General features: G+C 62.5%; 14 protein-coding genes. 5 read left to right on the top strand and 9 right to left on the bottom strand.

From position 1 onward, the window contains the following. Positions 1 to 40: 40 nt before the first annotated feature. The 4 genes from DARO_RS14365 to DARO_RS14350 are packed head-to-tail and all read right to left on the bottom strand — an operon-like array spanning position 41 to position 5,715. On the bottom strand, positions 41 to 1,285 hold the full coding sequence (locus tag DARO_RS14365) for a TolC family protein (protein WP_011288531.1): 1,245 nt from the start codon (positions 1,283 to 1,285) through the stop codon (positions 41 to 43). After that, complete coding sequence (locus DARO_RS21815; RefSeq protein ID WP_011288530.1) at positions 1,282 to 1,584, bottom strand: DUF3240 family protein; 303 nt, start codon at positions 1,582 to 1,584, stop codon at positions 1,282 to 1,284. The genes DARO_RS14365 and DARO_RS21815 overlap by 4 nt, the downstream gene beginning before the upstream one ends. Further along, on the bottom strand, positions 1,577 to 4,663 hold the full coding sequence (locus tag DARO_RS14355; RefSeq protein WP_011288529.1) for a CusA/CzcA family heavy metal efflux RND transporter: 3,087 nt from the start codon (positions 4,661 to 4,663) through the stop codon (positions 1,577 to 1,579). Before DARO_RS14355 ends, DARO_RS21815 begins: the two co-directional genes overlap by 8 nt. Positions 4,664 to 4,665: 2 nt before the next feature. Next, entirely contained in the window at positions 4,666 to 5,715 is a 1,050-nt protein-coding gene (locus tag DARO_RS14350; RefSeq protein WP_198134046.1) for an efflux RND transporter periplasmic adaptor subunit, read from the bottom strand. 161 nt (positions 5,716 to 5,876) lie between these two features. On the opposite strand from DARO_RS14350, the gene DARO_RS14345 reads away from it, so the two are divergent. Then, complete coding sequence (locus tag DARO_RS14345; RefSeq protein ID WP_011288527.1) at positions 5,877 to 7,145, top strand: HD-GYP domain-containing protein; 1,269 nt, start codon at positions 5,877 to 5,879, stop codon at positions 7,143 to 7,145. 150 nt (positions 7,146 to 7,295) lie between these two features. Beyond that, the gene (locus DARO_RS14340) at positions 7,296 to 8,114 is read left to right on the top strand and encodes a response regulator (RefSeq protein WP_041224418.1); all 819 of its coding nucleotides are present in this window, start codon (positions 7,296 to 7,298) and stop codon (positions 8,112 to 8,114) included. 150 nt (positions 8,115 to 8,264) lie between these two features. Here DARO_RS14340 and DARO_RS14335 read toward each other — a convergent pair whose 3' ends face one another. The 5 genes from DARO_RS14335 to DARO_RS14315 all read right to left on the bottom strand — a co-directional run bounded on the left by DARO_RS14335 (position 8,265) and on the right by DARO_RS14315 (position 11,409). Further along, the gene (locus DARO_RS14335) at positions 8,265 to 8,813 is read right to left on the bottom strand and encodes an NAD(P)H-dependent oxidoreductase (protein ID WP_011288525.1); all 549 of its coding nucleotides are present in this window, start codon (positions 8,811 to 8,813) and stop codon (positions 8,265 to 8,267) included. Between the two features lie 91 nt (positions 8,814 to 8,904). Further along, on the bottom strand, positions 8,905 to 9,474 hold the full coding sequence (locus tag DARO_RS14330) for a YceI family protein (RefSeq protein WP_011288524.1): 570 nt from the start codon (positions 9,472 to 9,474) through the stop codon (positions 8,905 to 8,907). A gap of 27 nt (positions 9,475 to 9,501) precedes the next feature. Further along, complete coding sequence (locus DARO_RS14325) at positions 9,502 to 10,056, bottom strand: YceI family protein (protein WP_011288523.1); 555 nt, start codon at positions 10,054 to 10,056, stop codon at positions 9,502 to 9,504. Positions 10,057 to 10,077: 21 nt separating this feature from the next. Then, positions 10,078 to 10,602: a cytochrome b gene (locus tag DARO_RS14320; protein WP_011288522.1), complete on the bottom strand. Its 525-nt coding sequence runs from the start codon at positions 10,600 to 10,602 to the stop codon at positions 10,078 to 10,080. A gap of 12 nt (positions 10,603 to 10,614) precedes the next feature. After that, the gene (locus tag DARO_RS14315) at positions 10,615 to 11,409 is read right to left on the bottom strand and encodes a DODA-type extradiol aromatic ring-opening family dioxygenase (protein WP_011288521.1); all 795 of its coding nucleotides are present in this window, start codon (positions 11,407 to 11,409) and stop codon (positions 10,615 to 10,617) included. A 95-nt stretch (positions 11,410 to 11,504) separates the two neighbouring features. Between DARO_RS14315 and DARO_RS14310 the strand changes: the two genes are divergently transcribed. From DARO_RS14310 to DARO_RS14300, 3 genes are all read left to right on the top strand, one after another. Continuing rightward, positions 11,505 to 12,392 carry a LysR family transcriptional regulator gene (locus DARO_RS14310; protein ID WP_011288520.1) on the top strand — a complete coding sequence of 296 codons (888 nt, stop codon included), beginning with the start codon at positions 11,505 to 11,507 and terminating at the stop codon, positions 12,390 to 12,392. A 162-nt stretch (positions 12,393 to 12,554) separates the two neighbouring features. Beyond that, complete coding sequence (locus DARO_RS14305; protein WP_011288519.1) at positions 12,555 to 12,809, top strand: GlsB/YeaQ/YmgE family stress response membrane protein; 255 nt, start codon at positions 12,555 to 12,557, stop codon at positions 12,807 to 12,809. Further along, a complete protein-coding gene (locus DARO_RS14300; protein WP_011288518.1) occupies positions 12,806 to 13,480 on the top strand; it encodes an SIMPL domain-containing protein in 675 nt (224 codons plus the stop codon). Before DARO_RS14305 ends, DARO_RS14300 begins: the two co-directional genes overlap by 4 nt. Positions 13,481 to 13,488 lie beyond the last annotated feature (8 nt).

Below are 13,488 nucleotides of genomic sequence, written 5' to 3'. Positions count from 1 at the left end.
GTCCGGCGCTCTGGCCCTTGGCGGTGTGTTTGTCGGCTGTTTAATCCAGATCCCACAAGCGATGCGCATCGAGCAACATCCGGTAGCGCAGTTCGAGTGCATCGAGTTGCATCAGGCGCTGCGAGAGCTGTGCTTCGTTGGCCAGGCGGCGAGCTGTCAGCAGATCGTTGAGGCTGCCTTCGCCGAGCTGGTAGGCGCGGGCAGTCATGTTGGCGGCCTGGCTCAGGCGGTCGGCGGCATTGCGGCTGGCTTGCCAGGTGGCGAAAGCGGCGCTGGCCGATTGGTAAAGCATGGCTGATTCGGCCGTGATCTTCTGGGTTGTCCCGGCTTCACGGCGTCCGGCGACATCGGCCTGGGCCAGCGCAGCGTCGGAACTGGCGCGGCGGGCGCCGCCCGGTAGCGGGATACTGATGTAGGCGCCGACAATCCTGTCCTCCCCGGCCCGTTCGCGGGAAACATGAAGTCCAACGGTCGGATCGGGCAGGCGATCGCGGCCGGCGCGGCCAGCGACGATCTGCGCCCTTTGGGTTTCGCCACGGGCCAGTTCGAGTTCGTGGCTGTGTTCGAGGATCTCATTTATCCACTCGCTCTCACTGCCCTCAATCGGCGTCGGCTCGGAGATGGTCCCGGGAGCGACCAGCGGCAAGCCCGGGTAGCGGCGGCGCAGGTCTTCGCCGGCCGTCTGCTGGCGCACCCGGGCCTGGGCCAGTTGCGCCTGGGCCTGGGCCAGGGCGGCTTCGGCCTGGATGGCTTCGAGGCGGGCGGCATCGCCCAGTTGCTGGCGGCGCTGAATGGCTTTGTTCTGATTTTCCAGCAGTGAAAGCTGCTCGGTCCATTGGCTGGCAGCGGCGTTTTCCTTGAGCCAGACGAACCACGATTTCAGCAGGTTACGGCTGTTTTCGTGCAAGGCATCGCCATGCGCGGTTTCGGCCAGCGCGACACCGGCGGCACCGAGCTGACCGTCGAGCGAGCCCTTGCCGGGCAGGCGGAGCGGGCGTTCGATGGCGGCATTCCATTCGGTGAAACGCTCGTCGGGGCCGGTGATCGGATTGGTCCGGCGCTGCTGGCTGCCGAGCCGGACGTTCCATTCGTACTGGCCGGCTTCGAGGCGATTGCGGTTGGCTTCCTCGACCCGAATCTGGCCGCTGGCGGCTTGTACCATCGGACTGTCACGCAGGACGCGGGCGACGATTTCGGTGGGCGGAAGTTCCGGGGTGGCTTCGGCCGCCAGGGTGTCGAAAGCGCTGAAGGCCAGACCCAGCAGCAAGATCGGGGCAAGTTTCATATATGTTTGGCTTCGATGATTGGGATCAGCCAATAGAAAACGTTGGCATTCGGCATTTCGCGCTTGATCAGTGCCAGCACTTCGCGTTTGGCGGTTTCCGGTCCGACGGTTCGGATGACGGTACGAGGCGCATGGCCGGCCACCAGCTCGGTGTCTTCGACCAGGGGCACGACCGAGCCGTGGCCTTCGGCCGCGCTGACGGTGAAACCGGGCACCAGGTCGGGGCGGGAGAGCAGCAAATCCTCGACATGCTGGGCGATATCGTCGGGCATGATCAGGGTAAGCAGGACATCAGGCATGCTTGTCCTCCGTAATTCTGAGGTTGGGTTCGATGCCGAAGCGGCGGAACAGAATGGGCAGCAGGAGCAGCGTCAGGGCGGTGGAGGTGACCAACCCGCCGATGACGACGATGGCCAGCGGACGTTGAACTTCCGAACCCGGGCCACTGGCAAAGAGCATCGGCAGCAGGCCGAAGGCGGCGATGCTGGCGGTCATCATGACCGGGCGCAGGCGGCGTTTGGCGCCTTCGACGACAACGTCGGCGACTGCCATGCCACGGGCCAGCAACTGATTGAAGTAAGTGACCATGACCACGCCGTTGAGCACCGCGATGCCGAGCAGGGCGATGAAGCCGACCGATGCCGGCACCGACAGGTATTCGCCCGAGAAGAGCAGGCCGAAGACGCCGCCGATCATGGCGAACGGGACGTTGGACAAGACCAGCAGGGCTTGCCGCACCGAGCGGAAAGTCGAGAAGAGCAGGAAGAAGATCAGTGCCAGTGCCACTGGTACGACCACCATCAAGCGTGCCGCTGCCCGCTGCTGGTTCTCGAACTGCCCGCCCCAGGCCAGACGATAGCCTTGCGGCAGCTTGACATCGCGGGCGACAGCCGCCTTGGCATCGTCGACGAAGCCGACCAGGTCACGGTCGCGAACGTTGGACTGGATCACCACGTAGCGTTGGGCATTTTCGCGGTCTACCTTGACCGGGCCGTCGATGCGCTGGATGCGTGCGACGCTGGACAGCGGCACGCTGCCACCGGATGGCAGGGTCAGACGCAGGGCTTCGAAATCGGCCGGCGATGAGCGCAGGCTGTCCGGGCCGCGCAGGACGACCGGCACCCGGCGGTTCTGCTGGATGACGGTGCCGACATTGCGGCCTTCGAGCAGGGCCTTGAGATCGTTCTGGATGTCATCGACGTTGAGCCCGAAGCGGCCGGCAGCCAGGCGGTCGATGACGATCTTCAGGTACTGCACGCCATCGTTCTTCAGCGTGAAGGTGTCTTCGGCACCGGTGACCATCTTGACCGTATTCTCGATATCGACCGCCAGCTTGTTCAGTGTCGGCAAATCCGGCCCGAAGACCTTGATCGCCAGCTCGCCACGCACCCCGGTCAGCATTTCGGAAACACGCATGTCGATCGGTTGCGTGAAGGAGAAGCCAATGCCGGGGAAATCGGCCATCACGCCGCGTAGCTGGTCGGCCAGCCAGGCCGGGTTCGGCTTGCGCCAGGTGTTGCGGGGCTGCAGCACCATGAACGTGTCGGTCTGATTCAGACCCATCGGGTCGAGGCCCAGTTCATCGGCACCGGCCCGGGCGACGATGGCTTTGACTTCCGGCACCTGCGCCAGGATGGCCTTCTGTACCGCGCTGTCGATGGCGATGGTCTGATCGAGGCCGATGGAAGGCAGTTTTTCCAGCTGCATGATGATGTCGCCCTCGTCCATGGTCGGCATGAAGCTCTTGCCGAGCAGCATGAAGGCGCCAGCGGCGGCGGCGAGGGCAATGGTGGCGCCAATCAGGTAAGTCCGGCTGTGGGCCAGGGCCGAGGTGAGGACGCGGTCGTAGATGGCAGCCAGTTTCTTGACCAGCCATGGCTCGTGATGGACGCCGCGCTTGATCAGGTAGGAGGCGAGTACCGGCACCACGGTCAGTGACAGTAGCAGCGACGAGGCCAGCGCGAAGACGATGGTCAGCGCTACCGGTCCGAACATCTTGCCTTCCAGACCCTGCAAGGTGAGCAGCGGCAGGAAAACGATGATGATGATGACGATGCCCGAGGTGACCGGTGAAGCGACCTCGCGGGCGGCACGGAAGATCAGGTGCAGCGTCGGCAGATTGTCGGGGGCTTCGGCGAGCTGGCTTTCGACGTTCTCGACGACCACGACTGCGGCGTCGACCAGCATGCCGATGGCGATGGCCAGGCCGCCCAGGCTCATCAGGTTGGCCGACAGCCCTGCCGAGCGCATCAGGATGAAGGTGGCGAGCGCCGACAGCGGCAGCATCAGGGCGACGACCAGCGCGGCACGCAGGTTGCCGAGGAAGGCCAGGAGCAGCAGCACGACAAGCACGATGGCTTCGAGTAGCGCTTTCGATACCGTGCCGACAGCACGTTCGACCAGATTGCTCCGATCATAGAAGGGTTCGATGGTGACGCCCGGCGGCAGGCTCGGGGCAATTTCGGCCAGTCGCGCCTTGACGCCGTCGACCACGCTTTGCGCGTTGGCACCGCGCAGGCCGAGGACCAGACCCTCGACAGCCTCGCCTTTGCCGCTCTTGGTCACCGCGCCGTAGCGGGTTAGCGCGCCGAGGCCGACCGTGGCGACGTCGGCGATGCGTACCACGTTGCCATCCTTGGTCTGCAGGACGATGGCCTTGACATCGTCGACCGTCGCAATCGCCCCTTCGGCCCGGACCAGCAGCGCTTCTTCGCCGTCGTTGAGGCGGCCGGCGCCGTCGTTGCGGTTATTGGTTTCGAGGACCGCCTGCAAATCCTTCAGGGCCAGGCCACGCGCCGCCAGTAACTGTGGGTTGGGTACCACTTCGAAGGTGCGAACCTCGCCGCCCAGGCTGTTGACGTCGGCGACGCCGGGAATGGTGCGCAATTGCGGACGGATTACCCAGTCGAGCAGGGCGCGCTTGTCGGCCAGCGACAGGTCGCCCTCGATGGTGAACATGAACATTTCGCCGAGCGGCGTGGTGATCGGCGCCATGCCGCCGGTAACGCCCGGGGGCAGGTTGCCCATGGCTGTGGCCAGCCGTTCGCCGACCTGTTGGCGCGCCCAGTAGATGTCGGTGCCATCCTCGAAGTCGAGGGTGATGTCGGTCAATGCGTATTTGGAGGTCGAACGCAGCAGGCGTTGGTGGGGTATGCCGAGCAACTCCTGCTCGACCGGCACGGCCAGCCGGGTTTCGACCTCTTCCGGCGTCATGCCCGGTGCCTTCAGGATGATCTTGACCTGCGTGGTCGAGACATCCGGGAAGGCGTCGATCGGCAGGCCGAGGAAAGCCTGGACGCCAGCACCGATCAGCATGGCCGTCAGGACCAGCAGCAACAGGCGCTGGGTCAGCGAAAAACGGATCAGGGCGGCGAGCATATTTATTTGCCCACGCCCGTCAACATGGCCTTCAGGCCGGAAATGCCCTTGATGGCGATCTTTTCATCGGCCTTGATGCCATCGACGGTGACGCTGTCGCCGCCCTGGCTGATGATGCGGACCGGGCGCACCTCGAAGCTCGTTCCCTTGTCGTCGCTGGCCGTCTGGACGAAAGCGACGGTTGTCCCTTCATTGCGGGCCAACGCCGAGGCGGGCAGGCGTTGCTGCTGGCCGGCTGGCGCGGCGATTTCAACCTCGATGACTTGTCCGGGCCGCAGCATCTCGGCCCCCTTGCCGACTTCGGCCCGCAGCAACACGGTCTGGCTGGCTGCATCGACAGCACGACCAATGGCGATCAGCTTGCCGACCACTTCGCTGCGCGCGATCTTGAGCGTGCTTCCTTCTTTTAGCGTCGCTGCAAGCTCCACCGGCGCCTGGATTTCCAGCCACAGGGGGGAGAGCTTGGCGATCCGGTAGATCAGCGCCGAGGTTTCGACGCGCTGGCCGAGCTGGACACCTTGTTCTAGTACCACGCCATCGATGGCAGCCGTTAGCGCCAGCGGGCCACCCAGCTTGCCCGGGGCAACCCCGGCGAGCGCGAGGCCCTGGCGGCGTTCGCTGGCCTGGGCTGAAGCTTGGGCTGAGGCGGCACGGGTTGCTTGCAGGCGGGATTCGGCAATCAGGCCTTCGGCAAAAAGCTGTTCGTCGCGCTTCAGGCTTTGTTGCAGCAGCGCCGCCTGGCTACCTGACTGCAGCGCGTCGCGTTGCAATTCCAGCGCTTGTGGGCTGGCCAGTCGGGCCACGACCTGGCCGCGCTTGACGGTAGCACCGGGGGCAACGGCCAGCATTTCGACCATGCCTCCGACGGGGGCCGCAACGACCCGCATCTGCTCATTGGGAACCAGCACGCGGGCCGGCAACAGGCCGCCGGCCGAGCCGCCCTGGCTGGCGATGGCAGTCTCGACGCCGAGTGCCTTGATCTGCGCCGCCTGAAGGACGAGCGTTTCACCCGCCGAGGCGCAGCCGATGAAAGCGAAGAGGGGAAGCAGCAAGCAACGATAGGATACTGGCATGACTTTACTCACGATTAACCGAATTTTTAGTTTAGATGGAAATGATTAAGGCAGCCTTAAAGAATCGTTCCGCGACACCGTTGGTTTGAATTAAGCTTTCAGGTGATAGAGGGAAAGACGACAAAAAAGATGAGCAACGCATGAACCCGTTCAACCAACGGACAGCTGTCCGGATTGCTGCAGTCAGCATCCTGCTGGCCGCGCTTGCCAGCCCGATTGCCTGGTTCGTGGCTAGGGAAAACGCTGAGGAGAATACGGTTTCCCTGGCCATGGAAGAGTCGCGGCGCCTGCTGGGTTTTTTCGATGCGTTGGCGCTGGATGATTCAGTTGCCAGGGCACGTGCTGTCGAGGCGGCGCACACGATTGTCGGTGGCTTGTTCGATATCGCTGAAATCTACGACCGGAATGGCGAGAAGCTGACCGAAGCCATGACTGCACAGGGCGAAGCAGTCGAGGCGAAGGTGCCGAGTCACGGGCGCCCGGATTATTCGACGGCTTCCTATCAAAGTCTGAAGCTTCCCGATGGACGTTGGGTGATGCGGGTTTTCGTTCCCTTGAGGACCGAAGCCGACGGGCGCATCAATGGCTATTTTGAAGGGGTTCGCGTCGTTCCCACCTGGCAACTTGAGCAGATCGCGGCAAATGCCCTGTCGGCAGCGCTGATGGTGGTGCTTGCTTCGCTGCTTTGCGGCGCAGCCATTTACCCGGTGGTTGTGCATCTGTCGGTTGTGCATCTGTCGGCGGACAACGAACGCAAGGCCCGCGAAGTCCTCGATTCGCACCTGTCGATGATGGAAGCACTCGGCCGGGCCATCGCCAAACGGGATTCGGATACCGGAACCCACAATTACCGCGTGGCGTGGATTGCCGCCCGGATTGGCGAAAGAATGGGCTTGCGGGGTTACGAAATGCAATCGTTGATCGCCGGCAGCTTCCTGCATGATGTCGGCAAGATCGGCATTTCGGACACCATCCTGCTCAAGCCGGGCAAGCTGGATGACGCTGAGTTTGCCGTCATGCGTACCCATGTCAGTCAGGGAGAGGAAATCGTCAGCGGCATGGGCTGGCTGGACGGTGCCCATGCCGTTGTCGCCGGGCACCACGAAAAATGGAATGGCTCAGGTTATCCGCGGCAGATGGCGGGCGACGATATTCCGTTGTCAGCCCGCATTTTCGCCGTTGCCGATGTGTTCGATGCCCTGTGTTCAAAACGGCCTTACAAGGAAGCAATAGGGTTCGATACAACGATGGCCATCCTCGAAAAGGATACCGGCAGCCATTTCGACCCGAGCGTGATGGCGATCTTCCAACCCATGGCGCGCGAGATTTTTGATCGTCTGGCCGACTGTGACGAAGAGCAGGCACGCATACTTCTACAAGGCCGGGTGCGCCTTCACTTCGGTATGTGACTGCGCAGCAAAACAGCCGGGCGATGGAGGCTGCTTGCTCCAAAAAGAATGCCAAGCAGCTCCGCTTCGCAGTTAACATACTGGCCGCAAGCGATTTGCCCCTGCCACACAGAAAATGTCACTCTCCAGAAAACCGATGAAAGAGTTCGAATGCGTGTCCTGATCGTTGATGACAATGCCTCAATGCGAACTCTGCTGAGCGTGTTGTTAAGCAGTCAGGGCTATGAGGTGGTTGGCACTTTACCGGATGGCAACGGGGTGATGGAGGCTATCCGCAAGATGTCGCCGGATATCGTCTGTCTCGATTATCGTTTGCCGGGCCGGGACGGTCTCGACATCCTGCAAGAGATCAATTCGACGCTCCCGGAGATCGATGTACTGTTCATGACCGCCTCGGAAGGCCCCGGGATCGAGGAACAGGCCGCTGATACCGGCGCTGCGGGCTTTCTGCGCAAACCGTTCAGCCAGAAGCAGGTCATCAACGAATTGCGCCAGGTTTGCCAAACCCGCCGCCAGGCCTCACGAGCAAACCTTCCTGAGGCCGCTCAGAAATCGCCAGATACCGGGCAGGGGGATGCCAAGCCTGCCAAAGATAGCACTGGCCCGCGGCCGACTGTGGTCATTGCCGATGACAACAGTTCGGTCCGGCTGCTGCTCAAGGGGGTGCTCAGCGAACTGGGTCTGCATATCGTCGGTCAGGCCGGCAATGGTGAGGAAGCCATTCGTGCCGCCATGACGCACCAGCCCAACGTACTGTTTCTCGACGTCAACATGCCCATCCTCTCCGGACTGGAGGCACTGCCGCGGATACTCGAAGCCAGCCCCGAGACTGCCGTGGTCATGGTGACTGGCGATACCTCGCGCACCATCGTCCAGCAGGCAGCCGGGCTTGGCGCCCGCGGCTATATCGTCAAGCCGGTTCGCCCGGCCTACGTCGAGAAGTTCCTGAAAGAATTGTTCAAGCGCTGATTGAATCGCGCTTGAATTTCCGGAGCTTGAATTCAATCAAGTTCCCGGTCGAGCCGGCAAGCGTTAAGCGGGTCTTTTAAAAAAACCCGACCGAAAAAGGACGGGGGTTTTCCCGGCAGACGCTTCCGGCGGTGTTGGCTGTCGTCAGGCTCAGGCCTTGATCTTGCGACACCACTGCTCCAGGGCCTGAAGCTGCTGGGCGATCTGGGCGATGATCTTGGGATCGGTCAGGTTGCCATCGGCATCGAAGGCACCGGCAAAGGCATTGGCGAAGACCTCGGGCTTGTTGAGCGGATGCAGGTCAAGAAAGACACAAACCTGGCGCAGATGGTACTGGGCGCGCGAGGTACCCATGCCGCCGCCAGCCCCCATGATGGCAATGGCTTTTCCGGCGAGCAGGGCGTTGTTCGGTTCGCGTGAGGCCCAGTCGAGAATGTTCTTGAGCGCCGGGGCGATGGAATAGTTGTATTCCGGACAGGCCAGGACAAGCGCGTCGGCGGCAGCAATCTGGGCAAGAACGCGAACGACGCTGGCCGGCTTTTCGGCAAGGTCGGCACAGTAGAACGGAATATCGGTGAGGTCGGCAATTTTCATCTGCATGCCGGCTGGCAATTCGGCCAGCGCTGCGCGGAGCAGGCCGCTGTTGCAGGACTGGCGGCGCAGGCTACCAGAAATGCCGAGGACGTTCAGTTGGGTCATGGCGTGCTCCTGATCAGGAATAGATGAAACGGGCAGGGAAAGCGGCGGCCGGGCTGTCGTATGCCGGGCCGCCGCCCGGGATGGAGCTGGCTTATTGTGCGATGGCTTCGAGGGCGATGTCGATGGTCACGTCGTCGCCAACGTAAGGTGCGAACTTGCCCATGTTGAAATCGGTACGCTTGACGGTGACTGTCGCATTGGCACCGATCGCATCCTTTTTCATCATCGGATGCGGCATGGCCTGGAAGCTGGTCACCTTCAGGGTAACCGGCTTGGTCACGCCCTTCAGGGTCAGGTTGCCTTCAACGCTGGTCGGCTTGTCGCCTTCAAACACGACCTTGGTGGACTTGAAGGTGGCGGTCGGGTACTTGGCGGTGTCCAGGAAGTCTTCGCCCTGGATGTGCTCGTTGAACGTCGGGTAGCCGGTATCGACCGATTTGGTATCGATCACGATATCGACCTTGGCCGATTTCGCAGCCTTGTCGAGGATGACGGTGCCGGTCGTCTTGTCGAAGCGGCTGAGCTGGGTGGAGTAGCCGAAGTGGCTGTACGAGAAGCGCGGGAAGCTGTGGGTACCATCCAGCGTGAAGGTTTGCGGAGCGGCCAGGGCCGGAGCGGCTGCAGCAATGGCGAGGACGAGGGTGGCGAGTTGCTTTTTCATGGTGATTCTCCTGTTGTGGGTTGGGGTTTATTTCGTTGAGGCGGTAATGCGGAACTTGATCTGCACGTCGTTGGCGACGATGTCGAACTTGGCCCAGGCGCCTTCGCCGATGGTGAAATCGGCGCGACGAATGGTGAAGCCGCCGTCGAAGACGCCGGTATTGCCCTGGGCGGTGAAGGTGGCGGGAACGATGACATCCTGCGTCTGGCCCTTGATGCTCAGCTTGCCGGCGACTTCGTACTTGTTGCCGCCGAGCGCCTTGACGCTGCCGGAGACAAAACGGGCGGTCGGGAAGGCCTTGGTGTTGAACCACGGCTTGCCGGCCACTTCCTGGTCGCCTTCCGGGGCGCCGGTGTCAACGCTGGCCAGTTCGACATCGAAGGTGGCCTTGGCGGCAGCCGGCTTGGCCGGGTCGAAATTCAGCTGGCTGGAAAACTTCTTGAACTTGCCATCGACGGCGACGCCCATCTGCTTGTAGACGAAGGTCACGGCGCTTTTCTCAGGCTGGACCTGGGTGTATTCAACGGCGTGGGCGGCAGGGATCAGGCTGGCGAAGGCCAGGGCGAGAGCGAGTTTTTTCATGATGTTGGGTTCTCCTAAGGGTCAGTGCTTGGGCAGCATCCGGGTCAGGATGTCGTCCTTGTCGATGAAGTGATGTTTCAGGGCGGCGCCGATGTGACCGGCCAGCACGGCGACGAAGAGCAGGTTCAGGCTCTTGTGCACCAAAGCCAGCAGATCGCCCAGTTCCTTGTTCTTGTCGAGCAGGTCAGGGATGGGCAGCAAGCCGAAATAGACGGTCTGGAAGCCCTTGGCCGAACTCATCAGCCAGCCGGTCAGCGGAATGGCGATCATCAGCCCGTAGAGCATCAGGTGGCCGGCGTGGGCGGCGAACTGCATCAGCTTCGGCATGCTGTCCGGCAGGGCTGGCGGGCGATGCGAGAGGCGCCAGAGCAGGCGGACGGCGAGCAGCAGGAAGGCCGTGACGCCGGCCCACTTGTGCCAGGAGTAGAGCTTCAGCTTGTCCGGCGACAGCGGCAGGTCATGCATGTAGAAACCGAGGGCCAACAGCCCGAAGAGCAGGATGGCCATCAGCCAGTGCAGGGCCTTGGCGGTCTTGGTGTAGGTCATGATCGGGTTCCTTTATTGGGCCTGGAAGGTGTAGGCGTCCATGGCGATTACATAATTGTCGATGCCGGCATGAAAGCGGTCGGCCTTGGCGTTTTCACCAGCGGCACCGAGTGCGACATACAGCGGCAGCAAATGTTCATCGCTCGGGTGGGCTTGCACGCCGCCGGGGGCCTGGCGACGATAGTCGAGCAGGGCATCAATGTCGCTGGCAGCGAGCCGCTCAGCCAGCCAGTCAGTGAATTGGCGGACATAAGCCGGGGTCTGGCCGCCGCGCATGGCTGCCATCTGGTAATCGCGCAGGTTGTGGGTGACGTTGCCGGAGGCAATGATCAGGAAGCCCTTGGCGGTTAGCGGAGCCAGTGCCTGGCCGAGCTGGTAGGCCTGTTCAGGGCCGCCACGGCTTTGGATGGAAACCGGGATGACCGGGACTTCGGCATCGGGGAACATCAGGCGCAGCGGCACCCAGGCGCCGTGGTCGAGGCCGCGGCTGGGATCGGTGGCGACCGGCAGGCCGGCGGCTTGCAGGGTGGCGACGACTTCCTCGGAGGCTTCACGGCAACCGGTGGCCGGGTAGCGCAGGGCGTACAGTTCTTCCGGGAATCCCCAGAAGTCGTGGATCGTTTCAGGACGTTCGGCGAAGCCGACGGTCGGCACGGCGGTATCCCAATGGGCGCTGACGATGACGATGGCGCGCGGCAGCGGGAGCTTGGCGGCCAGGGCGGATAGCGCGGCGCCGGCTGCACCCGGATTGAGCGCGAAGGTCGGCGCTCCGTGCGGGACGAAAATGGCGGATGGGGTTTGTGTCATTGCTGCAACTCCTGTGTCGATGGACGCACTTTATGCCTGTTATTTGGAACGAAATAGCCGACAATGTGCAAATTACTATTGCGGATATTGCAACAATGGACCGTCTGGACGCGATGCACCTCTTTGTTCGGGTTGCCGAACTCGGCAGTTTTTCGGCGGTGGCGCAGCAACAAGGCGTTGCCCGTTCCGTGGTCACCCGGCAGATCGCCGCGCTGGAGGCGCATCTCGGCGTCAAGCTGATGGCGCGCAGTACTCGCCGCCTGACGCTGACCTCGGGCGGCACGGCCTATCTGGAAAAGTGCCGGGTCATCCTCAATCTGGTTGAGGCGGCTGAAACCGGCGTCGCCGAAGAGCGTCTGACCCCGCGTGGCAATATCCGGATCAGCCTGCCGCTGAGCTACGGCCTGAAAAAACTGGCTCCCGTGCTGCTCGACTTCTCGCAGCGTTATCCGGAAGTCGTGCTGGATATGGATTACAGCGATCGCCGGGTCAATCTGATCGAAGAAGGCATTGATCTGTCGATCCGCATTACTCGCCGGCTGGAATCAGGTGATGTGGCCCGCAAGATCGGGAGCGGCCGGATGCTGGTCGTGGCCGCCCCGGACTATCTGGCTCGTCATGGCCGGCCCCTGCATCCTGCCGAGCTGGTGCATCACGTCTGTCTTGGCTATACCTACGCCGGGAGCAGCCAGGTCTGGCAGTTCATGGTCGAAGGCCAATTGGAAAGTTTCCATGTGCGCAGCCGCCTCAATGCCAATAACGGCGACGTATTGACCGAAGCGGCGGCGCAGGGGCTGGGCATCACCTGCCAGCCGGATTTCATTGTCGATACCTTTCTGGCGGCTGGGCGGGTCGAGGAAATCCTGGCCGATTTCCCGATTCCCGAACTCGGCATCTATGCCATGCTGCCGAGCAATCGACATGTCCCGCATCGAGTCAGAGTGCTGATGGATACCCTTGCGGCGCGCCTGTCGATGGTGTGACGCCCGCTGTCGGTCGGGCAGTCCGGCCAACAAATCTTTACCGTTCGGTGCCAAGTGTTGTCATGCCATGGCGTTAATATCAGCAGGCAACCGAGGGTTGTCTGCCGGCCAGCGGATTTCTTTGGTCAGGCTTCTGCTTAAGGGAATAAAGGAGATTTTTCTATGGGAATCGTGTGGACCATCGTCGTCGGCTTCATCGTTGGCGTCATCGCCAAGTGGCTGCATCCGGGCAAGGAAAACATGGGCTTCATCGTCACCGTGCTGCTCGGCATCGGCGGCTCGTTCCTGGCCGGCATGCTCGGGCAGGCGATGGGCTGGTATCAGGCCGGCGAGGGCGCCGGTTTCATCGCCTCAATCGTTGTCGCCATTGTGTTGCTGGTCATCTACGGCCGCTTGCAGGATAAGGGGCCGCAATGAGCCGGCTCGTGACCGCCTTGCTGGCGGGGTGTTTCGCCGCTGCCAGCGCCCAGGCCGGCGCGCTGGTCGACCTTTCCGCCGAGGCCAGCCGACTGGCGGCGAACGACATGGTGCGGGCCAGCGTGTTCAGCGAAGTCAGCGGCAATAACCCAGCCGAACTGGCGCGCCGCGTCAATGCCGATATAGCCGAGGCCCTGAAGCTCATTCGGGCGAAAGCTGGCGTTACCGTCAAGAGCGGTAATCAATCGACTTACCCGGTCTACGGGCCGGCCCAGAAAATCGATGGCTGGCGCATGCGCAGCGAGCTGCTGATCGAATCGAAAGACCTGGGGGCGGTATCGGAACTGCTCGGCAAGCTGCAGCAGATGCGTTTGGCGGTCGGTGCGGTCAATCAACTGCCATCGCCGGAAACGCGACGTCAGGTCGAAGACGAAACGACGCGCGAAGCGATTCGCGCCTTCCAGAGCCGTGCCGCCGTGGTCGGTGAGCAACTGGGCAAGACCTGGAAGATCAAGCAGCTCAACATCCAGCAGGGCGGTGGCATGCCGGTGCCGATGATGCGCGCCAGCCGGGGCGTGATGTTGGCCGCCGATGCGGCCCCGGCCCCGCTGGAGGCCGGGGAAAGCCTGCTGACGACCAATATCAGCGGGCAGATCGAACTGGCCGACTGAGGGCCGGA

It is taken from the genome of Dechloromonas aromatica RCB (assembly GCF_000012425.1).
Note: the sequence above shows the minus strand (reverse complement) of the source record. Positions and strands in the feature narration are given on the sequence as shown.

Excerpts from the sequence above, each read along its gene's own strand:
- DARO_RS14365 (WP_011288531.1), bottom strand. The coding sequence starts at position 1,285 with ATGAAACTTGCCCCGATCTTGCTGCTGGGTCTGGCCTTCAGCGCTTTC.
- DARO_RS21815 (WP_011288530.1), bottom strand. The coding sequence starts at position 1,584 with ATGCCTGATGTCCTGCTTACCCTGATCATGCCCGACGATATCGCCCAG.
- DARO_RS14355 (WP_011288529.1), bottom strand. The coding sequence starts at position 4,663 with ATGCTCGCCGCCCTGATCCGTTTTTCGCTGACCCAGCGCCTGTTGCTG.
- DARO_RS14345 (WP_011288527.1), top strand. The coding sequence starts at position 5,877 with ATGAACCCGTTCAACCAACGGACAGCTGTCCGGATTGCTGCAGTCAGC.
- DARO_RS14340 (WP_041224418.1), top strand. The coding sequence starts at position 7,296 with ATGCGTGTCCTGATCGTTGATGACAATGCCTCAATGCGAACTCTGCTG.
- DARO_RS14335 (WP_011288525.1), bottom strand. The coding sequence starts at position 8,813 with ATGACCCAACTGAACGTCCTCGGCATTTCTGGTAGCCTGCGCCGCCAG.
- DARO_RS14330 (WP_011288524.1), bottom strand. The coding sequence starts at position 9,474 with ATGAAAAAGCAACTCGCCACCCTCGTCCTCGCCATTGCTGCAGCCGCT.
- DARO_RS14325 (WP_011288523.1), bottom strand. The coding sequence starts at position 10,056 with ATGAAAAAACTCGCTCTCGCCCTGGCCTTCGCCAGCCTGATCCCTGCC.
- DARO_RS14320 (WP_011288522.1), bottom strand. The coding sequence starts at position 10,602 with ATGACCTACACCAAGACCGCCAAGGCCCTGCACTGGCTGATGGCCATC.
- DARO_RS14315 (WP_011288521.1), bottom strand. The coding sequence starts at position 11,409 with ATGACACAAACCCCATCCGCCATTTTCGTCCCGCACGGAGCGCCGACC.
- DARO_RS14310 (WP_011288520.1), top strand. The coding sequence starts at position 11,505 with ATGGACCGTCTGGACGCGATGCACCTCTTTGTTCGGGTTGCCGAACTC.
- DARO_RS14305 (WP_011288519.1), top strand. The coding sequence starts at position 12,555 with ATGGGAATCGTGTGGACCATCGTCGTCGGCTTCATCGTTGGCGTCATC.
- DARO_RS14300 (WP_011288518.1), top strand. The coding sequence starts at position 12,806 with ATGAGCCGGCTCGTGACCGCCTTGCTGGCGGGGTGTTTCGCCGCTGCC.